Here is a 16,755-nt window from a genome sequence, read left to right as displayed (position 1 = left end):
CCTACGGGGCGCGCGCGGCGCCGGTCGCTTCGGGCAAAGCCCGAAGCGAAACACCTGTTCAGCCGCCGGCCTTCTCTTCCAGCACCAGCCATTCCTCTTCCGCGGCAGCCAGTTTTTCCTGTCTCTGAACAAGAGCTTCGGTGGCCTTCTGGAACTTGACCGGTTCCCGCGTGAACAACTCGGGATCGGCCATCAGCTGCTCCAGCTTGGCGATCTCCTGTTCCAGCCGGTCAATCTCAGCCGGAAGCGCCTCGAGGCGGTGCTTTTCCTTGAAGCTCAGCAGATCCTTTGACGCCTGGGCCTCCGCCTTTGCCTTCGACTTGGTCGCCTTGGGTTTCTCTGCCTTCTCGACAACCTCCGCCGGCGCTCGCTGCGCGAGGTAGTCGCTCCAGCCACCGGCATAGGCGGTTGCATTGCCCTGCCCTTCCATCGCCACAGTGGTGGTGGCAACACGATCCAGGAAATCCCGGTCGTGGCTCACCAGCAGCACGGTGCCGTCATAGCCGTCCAGCAATTCCTGCAGCAGATCGAGCGTCTCTACGTCCAGATCGTTGGTCGGCTCATCGAGCACCAGCATATTGGAAGATCGAGCCATGAGTTTCGCCAGCAGCAACCGCGCCTTCTCGCCGCCCGACAGGGAGCGGACAGGCGCGCGCACCTGACGCTCGTCGAACAGGAATTCCTTCAGATAGCCGACCACATGTTTGGGCTGGCCCCGCACCATCACCTGATCCGCCTTGCCGGAAATCCCCATCAGCGGATCGGCGGTCAGGTTTTCCCACAGGCTCGCATTGCCATCAAGCTGGTCGCGGGTCTGATCGAACACCGCGACCTCCAGATTGGTGCCGAGCTTCACGCTGCCCTCGTCTGGCGCCTCTTCGCCCAGCAGCATCTTCAGAAGCGTGGTCTTGCCAACGCCATTGGGGCCGACAAAGGCCACCCGTTCCCCGCGCTGCACGGTGAGCGAGAACCCCGACAGGATTTGTTTGTCGCCAAAGCCTTTACTCAGCCCCTCGGCCTCGATCACCTTGCGACCGGATTTTGGTCCCGCCTCAAGATCCATCGCCGCCGCACCCTGCCGTTTGATCTGCCCGGCGCGTTCAGATTTCAGATCCTGCAAGGCGCGCACCCGGCCCATGTTGCGCTTGCGGCGGGCAGAGATGCCCTCCACCGCCCAGCGGCTCTCGGATTTGATCAGCCGGTTGAGCTTGTGACGCTGCATGTCCTCCTCTTCCCAGATCTTGTCGCGCCAGGCCTCGAAATGCTCGAACCCCTTGTCCTGACGGCGCACCTGACCGCGATCCACCCAAAGCGTGGCGCGGGTCAGCGCCCGCAGGAATGCCCGGTCGTGGGAAATCAGCACAAAGGCGGCGCGGGTCGAGGCCAGCTCGCTCTCCAGCCAGGAAATCGCTTCGATATCAAGGTGGTTGGTCGGCTCGTCCAGCAGCATCAACTCCGGTGCTTCGGCCATCAGCTTGGCCAGTGCAGCGCGACGCCGCTCGCCGCCCGAGGCGGTCTCGACCGGCCGCGCGGGGTCAAACTTCAGCCCCTCGCCAGCGCGCTCAACACGGTACAGCTCCCCCGGTTCCAGCTCGGAGGCGGCAAAATCGCCCAACGTGGCAAAGCCCTCCATCTTGGGGTCCTGCTCCATGTAGCCGACGGAATTGCCCGGCGGGATCACGATGGAGCCGGCGTCCGCCTCCACCAGGTCCGCCATGACCTTCATCAGGGTCGATTTACCGGAGCCATTGCGCCCGACAAGCGCCACCCGGTCCCCGGGCTGCACCACGAGATCGAGATCGGAAAAGATCGGATCACCGCCGAAGGTCAGCGAGATACCGGACATCTGCAAAAGAGGAATACGTGCCATGACAGCGAGCTAAACCGCGCCGCAGGCTTCGTCAACGGGCCATGCGCGCTCGCGGGCAACGCGCGGTGCCAGAACCGACGAGCTCAGCAAGAAGCCCGCCTCCCGATGAGAACAATCCGGGCAAGGGAGGGCCGCCCCCGTCCAGCCTATCCCGCCACCGCGCGCAGCAAGCGCTTGCGGGCGGGCGGAATGGCACCAATCTCAAGGCCGGTAAACACATGCAGCGTGTTCATATGCTTGTCGACCACCGCGTGATCGCTCACCCAGCCGCCCATCATCAGATATGTACGCAGCAGCGGCGGCATCCGCAGCATGGCTTTCTTGGCGTCCGGTTTGCGCCGCAGCCTCGCGGCAAAGCGGAAAACATTCGGGGCCTTCACCCGCGGCAACCAGCGTTTCGGCGCAAGGTGGCGATGCTTCAGCATTGCAAAGGCATCGAGATACTCGGCGGTCTCGGTACCAGCAAACGACGAACAGCCAAACAGCATCTGGATGTCCTCCCGGTCCACGAATGCGGTCATCGCCCCCCAAGCGACGCGCAGAATGTCGGGATCGCTCCAGCCCTGATGAATGCAGAATCGCCCCATCTCCACCATGCGGCCCTCGAAGTCCCGGAGGCCGGAGAGGTCATAGAACTGCGCCGAATAGGTGCGCGCGACCTCATGGCCGCCCTCCAGCACCAGCATGCGGAAACAGCAGACCAGCGCTTCGCTGCGGGTGTCCTCCACCAGCACATGGGCGCAGGTGGCGTCAAAGTCGTCCTGATCGATCTCCGCGGTGCGAAAGCACAGGGTGCGCAGGGCTTGAACCGCCGCGATGTCCACCCGGCCCGCCGCAAGCCGTGCACGATACCGGCCTTTCGATAGCAAAGGACCGTTGGCCTCGTCTGTCGGTGAAATGTCGGACCGGGGTGTCGTGGCCATGAACTGCTCGCGTCTGATCTTGACTGCAATCGCGACCGCTCCGCGTCGGGGCGGCGGATTACTTGCATTGCTATCATGACACATGTGAAGCCCGGGTGACGAATCCATCCCCCGAGCTCATAATTTACGCGTGGTGCAGCCTTATTGCTGCAGGAAGCTGCCGGGGTTGAAATTGCCCAGGTTGCCGACAAGCTGTCGCAGGAATGTCTTGTCCTCCAGGCTCGAGTCGGTCACGCGGCGCTCCAGCGGAATGACCCGGCCATCCTCCAGCGTGTAGCGCTGCACGCTGTCCACCACGCCTGACGATGCGAAGGTGATCGCCACCAAATCGCGCGAGACCACCTGAGGCTCCTTTGCGCCAAAGCGTTTGACCCGCGAGGTCACGTAATAATATCCGCTTTCGTCGGCCAGCGAGTCGATTGTCGGCTCCCCAACGGTTTCAGCGACCGAGTCGCGGGTATCCACGCCAACCACGACCTCGTTCAGAAGGTCCGGTCCGGGGATCCAGCCATGCTTGCGATACTGGGCGGTACAGGCCGTCACGGCCAACACCGCTCCGACAAGAAGCGCGCCCCGCAATGCGGTTTTTACGGTCTTCGGACTTGCAATCATGCGCTTCCCCTGCCCTTCGGGTTGATAAAGACTGAAGTCCCGATTACCTAACTCGGGCTTCTGGTTCAAGAAATGAAAGTACACACGTGAGTTCGCACCCTTCCGAGACGACAGCCCTGCGGGTTGCCGAGTTGCCCCAGAACCGCCCGACACAGTTTTCGGTGGTTCCGGACGCAGACACACTCCGCGCCATCGCTCATGATCTGGGCGTCGACACCCTGCGCAAACTCCGCTTCGAAGGAGAGATCAAGGCGCGCGGCAAGCGGGACTGGACCCTGACAGGCAAACTTGGCTTTACAGTCGTGCAGCCCTGCGTCGTGACGCTGGAGCCGGTGACCAGCCGGATCGACACGCAAGTGGAGCGCCTGTTCCTTGCGCATATCGCCACCCCCGAAGAGGAAGAGGTGGAAATGGCGGAGGATGACAACGTCGATGAACTGGGTGAAACCATCTCTCCGTTTGACGTTATGGTTGAGAGTGTTGCCCTGCATCTGCCGCAGTATCCACGCAAGGACGGCGCGGAACTGGGACAAAGCCTGCACGCTGAACCCGGCACCAAGCCGATGACAGACGAGGACACCCGCCCCTTTGCAGGGCTTGCAGATTTGATGAAACCAAGCGACAAGGACACCTGAACGACGCATTCGGATGTGCGGCTCTGGATGTCCTGGACTGCAATATCTGATGTCACCTGAATTCTTGCTGGCACTTACGTGCTGGCTCTCCTAAGAAAAGCCTTGCGCCGCCGAAGATTCGCAGTATTTTTGCGCGCTCATCGGAATTTTTGGTTGGACATCGGAGAGACTGCGGCCTACACGCACGTCACACCGGACGTCACACCGATTGACACGGAAACATGAAACGCGCCCGACGGCTCTCTTGCCTGGTGGCCCTAGTTAGACAAAGGTTGAGACATGGCTGTCCAACAGAACAAAGTATCCAAATCGCGCCGCAACAACCGCCGCGCGCACGATGCTCTGGTTGCTGCAAACCCGAACGAATGCTCGAACTGCGGTGAACTGCGTCGTCCTCACCACGTGTGCCCGTCCTGCGGCCACTATGACGACAAAGAAATCGTAGCACAGGCCGACGAGATCGACCTGGACGAAGACGCGGCCTGAAGTCGAAACGGGATCACGAATGCCAGGCAGGCACGCAGTCGTATGACGGGTAACACCGCTCCATCGCAGGCAGATGCCCGCCGCACCGTGATCTCGGTGGACGCCATGGGTGGCGATGCCGGACCGGCCGTTGTGGTCGCAGGCATCGCCAAATCCGCCAAGAAGAATCCCGACATCCGGTTTCTTCTTCATGGTCCTATCGAACAGCTCGAACCACTCGTGGCCCGCAGGAAGCACTTGGCGGGCCGTGTAGAGATTCGTGACGCGCGCGACGTCGTCACGATGGAAGACAAACCCAGCCAGGTGATGCGCAACGGCAAGGGCACCAGCATGTGGTCCGCCCTCGAAGCTGCGCGCAATGGCGACGCTGCTGGCGTGGTCTCTTGCGGCAACACCGGTGCGCTGATGGCGCTGTCGATGCTGCGCCTGCGCAAATTGCCAGGCGTAAATCGACCCGCGATTGCGATTCTCTGGCCCTCCCGCAACCCTCAGGGCTTCAATGTGATGCTCGACGTAGGGGCGGACGTGCGCGCCGACGCAGAGGATCTTCTGCAATATGCCCTGATGGGCACCTCCTACATTCGCAACTCGATGGATCTGCCCTGCCCCCGTGTCGGCCTGCTGAATGTGGGCACCGAGGAGCACAAGGGCCGCGCCGAACTGAAAGAGGCCTATGCGCTGATCTCTCAGAATGCGGAAAAGGCCAACTACGAGTTTGTCGGCTTTGTTGAAGGCAGCGACATTCCCGGCGACATCGCAGATGTGATCGTCACCGACGGGTTCACCGGCAATGTGGCGATCAAGACCGGCGAAGGCACCGCAAGTCTTTTGCGCTCCGCCCTGCGCGAGGCGTTTGAATATTCGATTCTGTCGCGGCTTGCCGCGCTTCTGGCCTATACTTCCCTGGCACGGCTGTCGAAACGCATTGACCCGCGACGGGTCAATGGCGGCATTTTTCTCGGGCTGAACGGAACCGTCGTCAAATCCCACGGCGGCGCCGATGCAACGGGCGTATCTGCCGCCATCAAACTCGCGTTTCTCCTTGCAGAGCAAGGCTTTGCGGAAAAGCTTGCAGCCCGGGTTGCATCCGCCGTAGAGCTTGCCCAAGATGACGCAACGTCCGCAGACGCGGACGAACCCGGCGATTCTGAGTCCGGGAGCACGAACTAGAAGGCAGGCAAAAGAATGACGCGACGCGCAGTGGTGATTGGCGCAGGGCACTACCTCCCCGAACGCATTGTAGAAAACGCGGAATTCGAAGCCACGCTGGAGACCTCCGACGAATGGATTCGCTCCCGGTCCGGCATCGAACGCCGCCATTTCGCGGCCGAGGATGAAACCACCTCGCATATGGCGACCCGTGCGGCTGAAGCTGCGCTGAAATCCGCCGGCCGCACTGCTGCGGATGTGGACGCCATCATTCTGGCAACCTCCACGGCCGATCTGACCTTCCCCTCCGCCGCCACCATGGTGCAGTCGCAGTTGGGCATGACCAAAGGCTTTGCCTTTGACGTCCAGGCGGTCTGCGCGGGTTTCGTCTATGCCCTGTCGAATGCCAATGCGCTGATCGCGTCCGGTCAGGCTGAGCGGGTGCTGGTCATTGGCGCCGAGACCTTCTCGCGCATCATGGATTGGACGGATCGCTCCACCTGCGTGCTGTTCGGTGATGGTGCCGGTGCGATTCTTCTGGAGGCCCAAGAAGGCGACGGCACCAGTGCTGATCGTGGTATTCTGGCCACCGATCTGAACTCTGATGGGCGCTACAAGGACCTGCTCTACGTGGATGGTGGTGTTTCGACCCAATCCACCGGCCATCTGCGCATGCAGGGCAACCAGGTCTTCCGCCACGCGGTCGAAAAACTCGCATCAACCGCGACCACCGCACTGGAGCGCGCAGGCGCCAGCACGGATGACGTGGACTGGATAGTGCCGCATCAGGCCAACATCCGCATCATTCAAGGCACCGCAAAGAAAATGGGCCTGCCCATGGACAAGGTGGTCGTGACGGTACAGGATCACGGGAATACATCCGCAGCCTCCATTCCGCTGGCATTGTCCGTCGGCGTCGAGCGTGGCCAGATCAAACAGGGTGATCTTATCGTGACCGAAGCCATTGGCGGCGGTCTGGCTTGGGGTGCCGTGGTTTTTCGGTGGTAAAGCCGACGAAACAGCGCCTTCCAATTCATTGATATTGACAGGGAAATTCTCAACACCCTATTGTTTTTGAAAACAATGGGGATGGCGATGACCGAAAAAACAATTACGAGAATGGATCTGAGCGAGGCCGTGTTCCGCGAGGTCGGCCTGTCACGCAACGAAAGCGCACAGCTGGTCGAGAGCATGTTGCAACACATGTCGGACGCCTTGGTGCGCGGTGAACAGGTGAAAATCTCCTCCTTTGGCACCTTCAGCGTACGCGATAAATCTGCCCGCGTGGGCCGCAATCCAAAAACTGGCGAAGAAGTTCCAATCCAGCCGCGCCGGGTCCTGACCTTTCGGCCGTCTCACCTGATGAAAGACCGCGTCGCAGACGGCAACCGAAAGTAACCCCGAGACGGCTGACCCGTCCGTTCCCAAACCGGCTCTGCGCGCAGGGCCTCATCCAGTTGCGCGCAGCGCGCCACCGATACAAGAGAGATGCCCCAATGTCCAAGTCACCTGACGCCTTTCGCACCATCAGCGAAGTCGCGGAATGGCTGGATATTCAGGCCCACGTCTTGCGGTTCTGGGAAAGCAAGTTCACTCAGGTCAAACCGGTCAAACGGGCTGGTGGACGGCGCTACTATCGCCCGACCGACATGCTCCTGCTGGGCGGCATCCAGCATTTGCTGCATGAAAAAGGGCTGTCGATCAAGGAAGCGCAGGCGCTTGTCCGCGAGGAAGGTGTGCAGCATGTGCAGAGCCTCTCAAAGCCGCTGGAAGCTGACGAAGCCGAGGAAGAGACCCCGCCCGTGGAGGCCAAACCTGTCAGCAAATGGGTCGAGCCTGATGCGGTTCAGCCGCCTGAACCCGAGGCGCCCCGTCCCCCGGTCGTGGATCGAGATCCGCCGGAAGAGCCGGAGCCCCCTCTGCGCACGTCAGCCCCCCCGACACCTCCGCCGTTCAGCGCCCCGCAGCCTCCAGCGCCGGTGGATCATGCAGATCAGCTCGAAGGCCAACCTCTCAATAACCAGCAAGAGGGCGAGAACGCAGGGTCTCCTGCTTCAGCCGCTCCTGCCGCCGCACCTCCAGCAGCGCCTGCCCCTCCTACGGCTCCCACCGTCCAGCCCGATGTGGCCCAGACACCCTCGGGCGCGGAACCGCAGGAACGCGCTGTGGGGGCAGCACCGATAGATACAGCCCTGCCGTCCGCGTCGGAGCGCCCAGAAGGCTCCGCCGATGCTCAGCCCCCGCAGGACACTGATATGTCCCAGCAAAATACGCACCCTGCAGAGACGCCCCCGATTTCCGCTTCCACCTCGAACGCGGGGGACGAGCCTGTGGCATTGACCGACGCGCCGCCAGCTGCGGTTGAGGCCACCGCAAGTGAAACGCCTGCCGAAAGCAGCGCCGACCAAGCTGAAGGCCACTTCGAGGGCGACACTGAGGGCAGCGCTGAGGGCAACACTGATGTCCAAATCGACATGCCCTTTGATCTGCCAGATGCTCCCCAGCGCCCACGAGATCTGTCAGAGCAAGGGCCCGCGCCCTCACACAATCCCGCTCAGATCTCCGATGCCGCGTCTGATGCTGCACCAACTGCGCAACAGGATTTCTTTGCCAGCTCAACCGCAGCGGACACCGCCCCCACGGCGAAGGAGGACGTAGAGGACGCATCGCGCCCGCAGTCGCCTGCGCCTTCAGGGTCTGAGCCCTCAGAGGCGCCTGCGCCGCAGACAGCTCCCATCTCCAGCCCATCGGCCCCGCACGCAGCCCCTCAGGAGGCAAGCCCGCAGGCCGCATCTCCATCTCCATCTGCATCCGAAGACGAGGCGCCAGAGGCCGATGCCTTTGCCGCGCCGGACCCGATGGAGGACGCAAGCGGATTTTCAACGCACCGGGAGTCTGCTGCCGCTGACGATGCCTCCACAGCGGAGCCTGCAGACACGTCCGCCACCGCCCGTGAAAGCAATCCCGAACCCGAGGGTCCGGACAGCAGCCCGCCTGCGACAGAGCCGACCCCGGAGGCCCCCTCACCAGCCGAAGGTGAGACCGCAGAACCGACCAGAACAGCGGAAGAGATCGCACGTGCCATGGCCGCCATGGCAGAGATCATACCGAGCCAGGATCAGGCCTCTGCACCGGACCAATCTCCTGCCCCTGCTGCCGAAACTGATGACGATCAGATCACCCCTGCAGCGACCCCGGATATGCCGGAAGATGCGCCAGATACCCCGGAGGCGGCGCCGGACACATCTGACGCCCCTGTCGAAGAGATGCCGATCTCTGCCGTGGCCGACACATCGGAATTCACCGATCCGTCCAGCGCAGAGGACGTAGACGCCGACGATGACATCAGTGAAAGCGTCGCTGAGATCGAAACCGCCTCCAGCGATATGGCGTCTCCCGATGAGGGCCTGCCCGCACAGTCCAATGACGACAGTGATGCGCAAGACAGCGATCCAGTGCAGACCACGCCGGAGCTGACAGCGGATGAGCCGCAACAGACGTCCCTGAGGGCGCGAGTCGTCGATGTCCCTGATGAGCCGCAAGGGACCATTCCTGCCGGGGTTCTTCAGCGTTTGTCCTCAGTGGCGGCACAGTCACCCGCGCAATCCGCGGTGCTGAGCGAAATCATCGAGGATCTGCGCCACTTTGGACAGCAGCGCTGATCCGCCTTTCTGGCGAGGGCAAAATGAGGCGCGTTGAAAAAGCGCGGAAAAAGCAAATTCGCCTCTTGCCCCTGCCGCAAAAAGCAGTAGAAAGCTCCAACAACGGGCTATGGCGCAGCCTGGTAGCGCGTCCGTCTGGGGGACGGAAGGTCGCAGGTTCGAGTCCTGCTAGCCCGACCATAACAAAACGCCCGAGCGGTCACCGCTCGGGCGTTTGTGTATCCGCCGCCTGCTTTGTCGTTGGTTTTCCAAGGTAAATTCTCGGCCTCAAGTGACAAGGCGATTGTGGCACGACAGAATTTGCGTCAGCATCCTGCGGGATAGCGACGCCATCAGGGGGAACGGCAGATATGACCGGTGTTTTGCCCAGCCAGACGATCGAGACCATGCTTGCCCGCGCGGAGATCATCCTCGACGCGCCGCTGATCGAGGGTCAGATCCAGCCCGCCAGCCTTGATTTGCGCCTTGGCACAGTTGCCTATCGTGTTCGCGCCTCCTTCCTCGCCGGTCAGGGGCGCACCGTGTCCGAACGGCTGGACGAGTTTGAGATGCATCGCATCGACCTCAGCGGCGGCGCCGTGCTGGAAAAGGGCTGCGTCTACGTGGTGCCGCTGATGGAATCGCTCGATCTGCCCGCCAACATCACCGCCGTTGCCAATGCCAAAAGCTCGACCGGGCGGCTTGATCTGCTGACCCGGACCATTACCGATGGCGGCGAGGAGTTCGACCGCATCCGCGCCGGCTATACCGGTCCGCTTTACGCCGAGATCTGTCCGCGGTCCTTCTCGGTGCTGGCACGCCCCGGTATGCGCCTCAACCAGATCCGCTTCCGCGACGGGCAATCGGTGCTGGATGACGACACCCTCGCCGCTCTGCATGCCGACACACCACTGGTCGATGGCGAGGCCGTCATCGAGGATGGCTTGGGCTTTTCCGTCGATCTGCGCCTGCCGGGCACCGATCTGGTGGGCTACCGCGCCAAGCCGCACACCGGCGTGATCGATCTGGACCGGATTGGCGCCTATGACCCCAGCGACTACTGGGAGGAGGTGCGCAGCGACAAGGGCCGCATCATCCTCGATCCCGGTGCGTTTTATATCCTCGTCAGCCGCGAGGCGGTGCATATCCCGCCCGAATATGCCGCCGAAATGGCGCCCTACCTTGCCATGGTGGGCGAATTCCGGGTGCACTACGCGGGGTTCTTCGATCCCGGTTTTGGCCATGCCGAGGCAGGTGGAGCAGGGTCACGCGGAGTGCTGGAAGTGCGCTGTCACGAGGCGCCCTTTGTGCTCGAACACGGTCAGGTGGTGGGCCGTCTGGTCTATGAACGGATGGCCTCCCTGCCCGAGCAGCTTTATGGTGCGGGCATTGCCTCCAACTATCAGGGCCAGGGGCTGAAGCTGTCGAAACATTTCCGCAGCCCCGCCTGAGGCACCTCAGCGCGGATAACTGACGCTTTCTAGGTCCGCCGTGACATCCGCCTGCGCGGTGCGTTCCAGCACTGTCGACAGGGTCAGATAGGTGCTGGTGCCGCGCACCCCCTCGATATCGTAGACCTTTGACAACAGCCCCTCCAGCGCCTGCGGGCTGGCAACGCGCACCTTCATGATCAGGCAGGTATCACCAGTGGTGGAATGGATCTCCTCCACCTCGGGGAATTGCTCCAGCGCCATGATCTCGCGCGTTTTGCCCCAGCCGATGGTATCCACATGGATGAAGGCGAGAATCGGCTTTCCGACCTGCGCCCCATCGATTTGTGCTACGGTGGCTTTGATCGCGCCCGAGGCCCGCAGCCGCTTGACCCGTTCATGCACCGCCGGTGCCGACAGGCCCACCTGTTCGCTGATCGCCGCATAGGACTGCGTGGCATCCTGGCTCAGCGCGCCTAATATTCTTCGGTCCAGCGCGTCCATACCCCGTGCGGATCGTGCCGAGGTCCGAATGCTCTCTGTTTTTTCCACCATCAGATCTTTAACACCTTCACAGAATGATTTTCGCCAATTAAGCCAAACTGCCGAATGAAATTCAATCTGGATTAAGCCTGACCATGCCATCTTCTGCCCCGCCGCTCTGGATCTCCATCGCCACGCTAATGTGCGCCATTGCCATCGTGGGCACCAATGCGCTGTTGCTGTCCCCCTTGGTGCAGACCGTGGGCGCGGATCTCTCCGCCAGCCCGACGCAAGTGCTTTGGGCCTCCAGCGGTTACGGGTTGGGGGTGGCGGCAGCGGCGCTGCTGATTGCCCCGATCGGAGATCGCATCGGCAGCGGTCGGCTGTTGCGGATGGCGCTGGCAGTTCTGACCGTTGGCTTTGTTGCCAGTGCGCTCGCCCCCGGCCTGATCGCGCTGATTGCCGCGCAGGTGCTCTGCGGCATCGCCGGTGGGGCGGCCCTACCCTCGATCTACACAATGGCGGCGGTGATCGCCCCAAAGGGGCGCGAGGCGCGGGTGGTCGGCGCGGTCATCACCGGCTGGACCCTCTCGCTGGTGCTGGGGGTCAGCCTCGCTGCATGGAGCGCCGAGTTCCTTGGCTGGCGCATGGTCTACGGGGCCCTTGCGGCGCTGTGCGCTCTGGTCTGGGGGCTGAGCGCACCGCTGGCGCGGCTTGATGCCCCGGGGGGTGCGACCAGCTCGCCGCTCAGCGCGCTCCGGGTGCCCGGCATGGGGCGCGGTATCCTCGCCTCGGTCGGCCTCATGCTCAGCTTCTATGTGACCTATTCCTATACCGGCGCCCATGCCACCATCGATCTTGGCCTCAGCACCGGTCAGGCCGGGCTCTTGCCGCTGATCTACGGCCTGGGGTTTGGCGGCGCGGTGCTGCTGGACCCGCTCCTTGACCGCATCGGCATGGCGCGTGCCACCACACCGGTGTTTCTCGCACTCACCCTGACCTATGTGGCAATGGGCGTACTGGGCGCCAGCTACCCGCTGTTTCTGGCGCTGGCGGTGCTCTGGGGGATCTTCCAGCATTTCGGCCTGAACCTGCTGGTGGCCCGGCTCACCGCGCTGGACCCGCGCCAGCGGGGTGCGATCATGGGGATCTACTCGACCACCACCTACCTCAGCGTCTTTGCCGCGCCCTTTGTGGGCGGCATCGGCTTTGCGACACTGGGAATTCTGGGCTGCGTTCTGATTTCAGCGACCCTGACTATGATCGCCGCAGTCGAGGCACTGAGCCTGCGGCGCACCACCGCGCTCAGCTCTTCTCACGCGCCGCACGACGTGCCCGACGCGCCTGTCTGACCTCGCGGATACGGGCGCGCTCGGCCTCTTCCTCGGGCGTGCGCTGCGGCTTTTGCGGCGCGCCCTGCGTTTCGTCCTGGCCCCGGCGTGCCGCCTTCTTGCCGCCGGCCCGTTTGCCAACTGCATTGATGCCGGCGTTGACGCCCGCGTTCACCGCGCGCCCGATCAGGCGGCGCAGGACCATATTGGCGATCCGGTCAAATCCCATGAGGACCTCCCTTGGGGTCTGAGTGTAAGTTTGCTGCGTTCGCCATACATATAGGTGCGGAGTACGGCGATTTCTTGGCATGCGCAAAGAGGAGCGAGCGCCAAGCCCCGGTTCAGTCCTCGAACAGCTCCGGCTGCTCTTCGTCCTGTCGCTCGTCCTCGCTGTCGCCCTGACCGATCGGGAAGGCGCTCGGCGGTGGGCGGTTCTCCAAGAGCCCGGCGGCGCGCAGCTCCTTCAGCCCCGGCAGATCGCGCGCGCTCTCCAAACCAAAGTGATCGAGGAAGGTCGGTGTCACCACAAAGGTCACCGGCCGCCCTGGCGTCATCTTGCGCCGCCCCAGACGGATCCACTCCATCTCCAGAAGCTGGTCGATGGTGCCCCGTGACACCGATACACCGCGGATCTCTTCGATCTCGGCCCGTGTCACCGGCTGGTGATAGGCGATGATCGCCAGGGTCTCGATCGCCGCGCGCGACAGCTTGCGGCTCTCCACGATTTCCTTTTGCATCAGATAGCCAAGATCCGGCGCCGTGCGCATTGCCCAGGCGTCCCCCACCTGCACCACCCGCACACCGCGCCCCTCGTAGCGTTTGCGCAGATACTCCAGCGCCTCGCCCGGGTTGCAGCCATGCGGCATGCGCGACACCAGATCGCGCACCGTCACCGGCTCGGCACTGGCAAAGAGCACCGCCTCCACCATACGCTCCTGCTCTGCCATCGGTGGCGCATCGAACAGGCTGTCACTGTCCTGCTTCGCGGACGGCTCATTGGGGCTGTGGGTCTGGTCGTCCATCATATATCCTCTGGCCGGTTGCGCAGCTGAATGGGGGCGAAGCTCTCGCTCTGGCGGATCTCCATCTTGCCCTCCTTCACCAATTGCAGCGAGGCGGCGAATGTGGCGGCGGTGGCAGAGCGGCGCTTGACCGGATCACTGTGCCAGCCGTCTGGCAGATAGCTCAGCATATCGGTCCAGCTGCCGGTAAACCCCAGCAGGCTGCGCATACGTTCCAGCGCCTCTTCCATGGTGAAAACACTCTCGCGATCCATCACGAAGGGCCGGAATTCATCCTTGGTGCGGATGCGCGCATAGCCCTGCATCAGGTCCAGAAGGTTCGCCGTGTAGGTCACCGTCTTGATGCGCTGCACGTCCTCGGCCTGCCCGCGGGCAAAGAAATCCCGTCCCAGCTGGTCGCGCCCCATCAGCCGCGCAGCGGCATCGCGCATCGCCTGCAGGCGCTCCAGCTGGAACGCCAGATGCGCCGCCAGTTCCTCGCCCGAGGGGCCTTCTTCTTCCGGGTCAGGGGGCAGCAGCAGGCGCGATTTCAGGAACGCCAGCCAGGCCGCCATCACCAGATAGTCGGCAGCCAGCTCGATGCGCAGCTCCTTGGCCTTTTCCACGAAGGTCAGGTACTGGCGCGCGAGTTCGTAGACAGAGATCTGGCGCAGATCGACCTTCTGGGTGCGCGACAGCGTCAGCAGCAGATCAAGCGGCCCTTCAAAGCCATGCACATCAACGATCAGCGCCTCGGCTTCGAGGCGTTCCTCGACCGAAATCTGCGTCTCATCCGGGAATAACGAGTTCTTCGTCAGCCATATACCTGTCCGCCCATGAGGGCAGATAGTTCCGCTTCAGCCGCATCCGTGTCAAGCGCAGCAGGGGTTTGACGGCAGGCAAGTGCCGCCTCGGCGCGCCGTTGGGCGGCATCCGTCATGCAGCCGGCAGCCTCAACAACGGCAGCACGGGCCACCAGCGAGGAGTTGCAAAACAGCGCCACATCGCAGCCCGCATCGAGGGATGCCCTCGCAATTGCCCCAGCCGCCATATCTGGATCGTCTGGCTGCAGGCCGGACAGCTCAGGTGCCCATAAGGCCTTCATCGAAATATCATCGGTCATCACCAGACCGTCATAACCCAGCTCCTGCCGGACCAGCTGCATCATCACCGGCGACAGGGTCGCAGGACGCGGATCAAAGGCGTCGTAGACCAGATGCGCGGTCATCGCCATCGGCAGATCCTTCAGCGGCGTGAAGGCGGCAAAATCCTCGGCCCGCAGCACCTCCGCCGGGGCAGTCACATGTGGCAGGTCGTGGTGACTGTCCATGCTGGAGCGGCCATGACCGGGGATATGCTTCATCACCGGCACGACGCCGCCATCCAGATGCCCCGCCGCACACGCGCGGGCAATCGCGGCCACGCTGGCGGCATCCGTTCCGTAACAGCGGTTGCGCAGGAAGGGATGCGTGTCAGCGCTGGCGATATCCGCCAGCGGCGCGCAATTGCTGTCGATGCCAAGCGCATGCAGCTCCGCCGCGATCAGCCGTGCCCGCAGATACATCGCCCGCACCGGGTCGGTGGCCGCCTGCACATGGTCCAGCGCCGGACGCCACTCGCGTGCAAGCGGCGCGCGCAGCCGCTGCACCCGACCGCCTTCCTGATCGATGGTGATCAGACACTCATGCCCCGCCGCCTCGCGGAAATCATCACAAAGCGCGCGGATCTGGTCGGCGCTGTCGATATTGCGGGCAAAGAGGATAAAGCCAAAAGGCGCCGCCTCGCGGAACAGCGCCTTTTCATCCGCCGTCAGGCGATGGCCTTCGGCGTCCAGAATGGTGGCCCCGAACCGCATCGGCTCAGCGCATTGTCACAGGGATGCAATCGGCATTGCCCGCCACCAGGGCCGAGCAGAAGCGCCGCGCGTCCGACAGGTCCTCAAACCCATGCGCGCGCAGGCGATAGAAGATCCGGCCACCGCTTTCGGCGCGCTGTACCACGCGGGCCTTGTCGTCAAAGAATTCACCAAAGTTGGCGCTGATCCGGGTCCACTCGCTGCGGGCCACCTCGGCACTTTCAAAGGCGCCCAGCTGTGCCAGCCGCGTGCCAACTGCCAGGCTCTCGGGGTCAATATCAACGGTCCGCTGCTCTGGCTGTGCGGCGCTCTCGCTTGCGGCGGGCGCCGGGGCAAACCGCGCCGGACGAACCTGCGGCCGCGGTGTTTCGCGTACACCTGGGGCATTGCGGATCGCTGCAGGCACACGGGCGATCGTAACATCTGCGGTATCCAGCGGATCCGGTTGCACGATAGATGCGGAGGTTTCGCGCAGGTCTTCCAACGGCACCGCCCCGTCCGTCAGGGACGCCACCAATGCGTCGATATCATTATTGCGCTGCTCCAGCGGCGAAACATCTTCGATCTCTGCGGTTTGCAGTTCATCCTCGGCGACAGGCGCCTGCGCGTCTTCTGCGGCATATTCCGCCTCGAGCGCGGCCTCGTCCTCTGCCGCCTGGGTCAGTGCCGGGATCGGCTGGTCATCCTCAGTGAGGGCAATGGTCTCAGGCGCCAGCCGCAGGGTATCTGCCGGATCTTCGGCTATCCCGTTTGCGGCAACGGAATTGACTGCCAACCCCTGATTGTCCGCCGTCTCGCCGCCCGGCTCCGCTGGCGCCACGCGCATCGGACCCGCAACGGCGCTGACCACCGGCACGCCGGAGACATCGCGCATAATCAGTTTGTATCCCCAGACGGAGATGCTCACCACAAGCGCGATGGAGGCCGCAGCGCCGAGAAACGCCGCCATGCGCCCCAGCTCGCCGCGTGCAGGTTGCGGGGCAAAAAGCTCCTCTTCGTCACCGCCAAACCCGTCACCATAGTCGCTGACGTAGTCATATCCCGCTTCGGGGTAGTCGCCGGCGTTGTCATAGTTTCCCGCACCGGAAAACGTGCCGACATTGACGCTCGGCGACTGTCTCAGGCCGAAATTCGGATAGGGTGTCTCTGCCACAGGCTCAGCGGCTTCGATGGCGGCCGCTGCCATGTTGTCTTGCGCGTGATCCTGTGCCGGAGCACGCGAATATTGATGAGAGGAAAACGGATCGAAGGCGGAGCCTCCGGTGTCACCATCGCCATTTGAAGAGGGAGCGCCCGCGCCCACCTGTGCAAAATATGCCATATCCGCCTCACTGCCCTA

General features: G+C 63.1%; 17 protein-coding genes and 1 tRNA gene. 9 read left to right on the top strand and 9 right to left on the bottom strand.

Features of this window, described 5'->3' with window-relative positions:
• Positions 1–58 precede the first annotated feature (58 nt).
• The 3 genes from R1T40_RS04125 to R1T40_RS04115 all read right to left on the bottom strand — a co-directional run bounded on the left by R1T40_RS04125 (position 59) and on the right by R1T40_RS04115 (position 3,405).
• The gene (locus R1T40_RS04125) at positions 59–1,870 is read right to left on the bottom strand and encodes an ABC-F family ATP-binding cassette domain-containing protein (protein WP_317385970.1); all 1,812 of its coding nucleotides are present in this window, start codon (positions 1,868–1,870) and stop codon (positions 59–61) included.
• A gap of 146 nt (positions 1,871–2,016) precedes the next feature.
• Positions 2,017–2,793, bottom strand: coding sequence for a GNAT family N-acetyltransferase (locus R1T40_RS04120; RefSeq protein ID WP_317385969.1), 777 nt, complete (start codon positions 2,791–2,793; stop codon positions 2,017–2,019).
• A gap of 141 nt (positions 2,794–2,934) precedes the next feature.
• Positions 2,935–3,405, bottom strand: a complete 471-nt coding sequence (locus R1T40_RS04115) for an outer membrane protein assembly factor BamE (protein WP_106164554.1) — start codon at positions 3,403–3,405, stop codon at positions 2,935–2,937.
• 86 nt (positions 3,406–3,491) lie between these two features.
• Between R1T40_RS04115 and R1T40_RS04110 the strand changes: the two genes are divergently transcribed.
• From R1T40_RS04110 to R1T40_RS04075, 8 genes are all read left to right on the top strand, one after another.
• Positions 3,492–4,040, top strand: coding sequence for a YceD family protein (locus R1T40_RS04110; protein ID WP_317385968.1), 549 nt, complete (start codon positions 3,492–3,494; stop codon positions 4,038–4,040).
• Between the two features lie 279 nt (positions 4,041–4,319).
• On the top strand, positions 4,320–4,526 hold the full coding sequence (rpmF, locus tag R1T40_RS04105) for a 50S ribosomal protein L32 (protein WP_005623419.1): 207 nt from the start codon (positions 4,320–4,322) through the stop codon (positions 4,524–4,526).
• Positions 4,527–4,568: 42 nt separating this feature from the next.
• Positions 4,569–5,696 carry a phosphate acyltransferase PlsX gene (gene plsX, locus R1T40_RS04100; RefSeq protein WP_106164552.1) on the top strand — a complete coding sequence of 376 codons (1,128 nt, stop codon included), beginning with the start codon at positions 4,569–4,571 and terminating at the stop codon, positions 5,694–5,696.
• A 15-nt stretch (positions 5,697–5,711) separates the two neighbouring features.
• Positions 5,712–6,683 (top strand): beta-ketoacyl-ACP synthase III, encoded by a 972-nt coding sequence (locus R1T40_RS04095; RefSeq protein WP_106164551.1) that lies wholly within the window; start codon positions 5,712–5,714, stop codon positions 6,681–6,683.
• A gap of 87 nt (positions 6,684–6,770) precedes the next feature.
• Positions 6,771–7,073 carry an integration host factor subunit alpha gene (gene ihfA, locus R1T40_RS04090; protein ID WP_106164605.1) on the top strand — a complete coding sequence of 101 codons (303 nt, stop codon included), beginning with the start codon at positions 6,771–6,773 and terminating at the stop codon, positions 7,071–7,073.
• Between the two features lie 98 nt (positions 7,074–7,171).
• Positions 7,172–9,337 carry a MerR family transcriptional regulator gene (locus R1T40_RS04085; protein ID WP_317385967.1) on the top strand — a complete coding sequence of 722 codons (2,166 nt, stop codon included), beginning with the start codon at positions 7,172–7,174 and terminating at the stop codon, positions 9,335–9,337.
• Between the two features lie 103 nt (positions 9,338–9,440).
• A tRNA-Pro gene (locus R1T40_RS04080) sits at positions 9,441–9,517 on the top strand.
• Positions 9,518–9,687: 170 nt separating this feature from the next.
• Positions 9,688–10,767, top strand: coding sequence for a 2'-deoxycytidine 5'-triphosphate deaminase (locus R1T40_RS04075; RefSeq protein ID WP_317385966.1), 1,080 nt, complete (start codon positions 9,688–9,690; stop codon positions 10,765–10,767).
• A 6-nt stretch (positions 10,768–10,773) separates the two neighbouring features.
• On the opposite strand, the gene R1T40_RS04070 is transcribed toward R1T40_RS04075, so the two are convergent.
• Positions 10,774–11,301, bottom strand: a complete 528-nt coding sequence (locus R1T40_RS04070) for an Lrp/AsnC family transcriptional regulator (RefSeq protein ID WP_243395029.1) — start codon at positions 11,299–11,301, stop codon at positions 10,774–10,776.
• A gap of 83 nt (positions 11,302–11,384) precedes the next feature.
• On the opposite strand from R1T40_RS04070, the gene R1T40_RS04065 reads away from it, so the two are divergent.
• Positions 11,385–12,581 carry an MFS transporter gene (locus tag R1T40_RS04065; protein ID WP_317385965.1) on the top strand — a complete coding sequence of 399 codons (1,197 nt, stop codon included), beginning with the start codon at positions 11,385–11,387 and terminating at the stop codon, positions 12,579–12,581.
• On the opposite strand, the gene R1T40_RS04060 is transcribed toward R1T40_RS04065, so the two are convergent.
• The 5 genes from R1T40_RS04060 to R1T40_RS04040 form a co-directional block, all read right to left on the bottom strand.
• Positions 12,535–12,789, bottom strand: a complete 255-nt coding sequence (locus tag R1T40_RS04060) for a hypothetical protein (RefSeq protein WP_106164548.1) — start codon at positions 12,787–12,789, stop codon at positions 12,535–12,537. The two genes, R1T40_RS04065 and R1T40_RS04060, sit on opposite strands and share 47 nt — an antisense overlap.
• 112 nt (positions 12,790–12,901) lie before the next feature.
• Entirely contained in the window at positions 12,902–13,582 is a 681-nt protein-coding gene (scpB, locus tag R1T40_RS04055; RefSeq protein ID WP_317386941.1) for an SMC-Scp complex subunit ScpB, read from the bottom strand.
• Positions 13,582–14,379 carry a segregation and condensation protein A gene (locus tag R1T40_RS04050; RefSeq protein ID WP_317386940.1) on the bottom strand — a complete coding sequence of 266 codons (798 nt, stop codon included), beginning with the start codon at positions 14,377–14,379 and terminating at the stop codon, positions 13,582–13,584. Before R1T40_RS04050 ends, scpB begins: the two co-directional genes overlap by 1 nt.
• Complete coding sequence (locus R1T40_RS04045) at positions 14,376–15,416, bottom strand: glycoside hydrolase family 3 N-terminal domain-containing protein (RefSeq protein WP_317385964.1); 1,041 nt, start codon at positions 15,414–15,416, stop codon at positions 14,376–14,378. The genes R1T40_RS04050 and R1T40_RS04045 overlap by 4 nt, the downstream gene beginning before the upstream one ends.
• A gap of 4 nt (positions 15,417–15,420) precedes the next feature.
• Positions 15,421–16,737 (bottom strand): SPOR domain-containing protein, encoded by a 1,317-nt coding sequence (locus R1T40_RS04040; protein ID WP_317385963.1) that lies wholly within the window; start codon positions 16,735–16,737, stop codon positions 15,421–15,423.
• Between the last annotated feature and the right edge of the window lie 18 nt (positions 16,738–16,755).

Origin of the sequence: Tritonibacter scottomollicae, from assembly GCF_032924845.1 — a bacterium.
Lineage (GTDB): Bacteria > Pseudomonadota > Alphaproteobacteria > Rhodobacterales > Rhodobacteraceae > Epibacterium > Epibacterium scottomollicae.
This window is presented reverse-complemented; position numbering and strand designations above follow the sequence as displayed.

What these genes read in the sequence shown, in the direction of transcription:
- R1T40_RS04085 (WP_317385967.1), top strand. Translation starts at nt 7,172, where the DNA reads ATGTCCAAGTCACCTGACGCCTTTCGCACCATCAGCGAAGTCGCGGAA.
- R1T40_RS04075 (WP_317385966.1), top strand. Translation starts at nt 9,688, where the DNA reads ATGACCGGTGTTTTGCCCAGCCAGACGATCGAGACCATGCTTGCCCGC.
- ihfA (WP_106164605.1), top strand. Translation starts at nt 6,771, where the DNA reads ATGACCGAAAAAACAATTACGAGAATGGATCTGAGCGAGGCCGTGTTC.
- R1T40_RS04120 (WP_317385969.1), bottom strand. Translation starts at nt 2,793, where the DNA reads ATGGCCACGACACCCCGGTCCGACATTTCACCGACAGACGAGGCCAAC.
- scpB (WP_317386941.1), bottom strand. Translation starts at nt 13,582, where the DNA reads ATGGACGACCAGACCCACAGCCCCAATGAGCCGTCCGCGAAGCAGGAC.
- R1T40_RS04065 (WP_317385965.1), top strand. Translation starts at nt 11,385, where the DNA reads ATGCCATCTTCTGCCCCGCCGCTCTGGATCTCCATCGCCACGCTAATG.
- R1T40_RS04070 (WP_243395029.1), bottom strand. Translation starts at nt 11,301, where the DNA reads ATGGTGGAAAAAACAGAGAGCATTCGGACCTCGGCACGATCCGCACGG.
- R1T40_RS04060 (WP_106164548.1), bottom strand. Translation starts at nt 12,789, where the DNA reads ATGGGATTTGACCGGATCGCCAATATGGTCCTGCGCCGCCTGATCGGG.
- rpmF (WP_005623419.1), top strand. Translation starts at nt 4,320, where the DNA reads ATGGCTGTCCAACAGAACAAAGTATCCAAATCGCGCCGCAACAACCGC.
- R1T40_RS04115 (WP_106164554.1), bottom strand. Translation starts at nt 3,405, where the DNA reads ATGATTGCAAGTCCGAAGACCGTAAAAACCGCATTGCGGGGCGCGCTT.
- R1T40_RS04125 (WP_317385970.1), bottom strand. Translation starts at nt 1,870, where the DNA reads ATGGCACGTATTCCTCTTTTGCAGATGTCCGGTATCTCGCTGACCTTC.
- R1T40_RS04045 (WP_317385964.1), bottom strand. Translation starts at nt 15,416, where the DNA reads ATGCGGTTCGGGGCCACCATTCTGGACGCCGAAGGCCATCGCCTGACG.
- R1T40_RS04095 (WP_106164551.1), top strand. Translation starts at nt 5,712, where the DNA reads ATGACGCGACGCGCAGTGGTGATTGGCGCAGGGCACTACCTCCCCGAA.
- plsX (WP_106164552.1), top strand. Translation starts at nt 4,569, where the DNA reads ATGACGGGTAACACCGCTCCATCGCAGGCAGATGCCCGCCGCACCGTG.
- R1T40_RS04040 (WP_317385963.1), bottom strand. Translation starts at nt 16,737, where the DNA reads ATGGCATATTTTGCACAGGTGGGCGCGGGCGCTCCCTCTTCAAATGGC.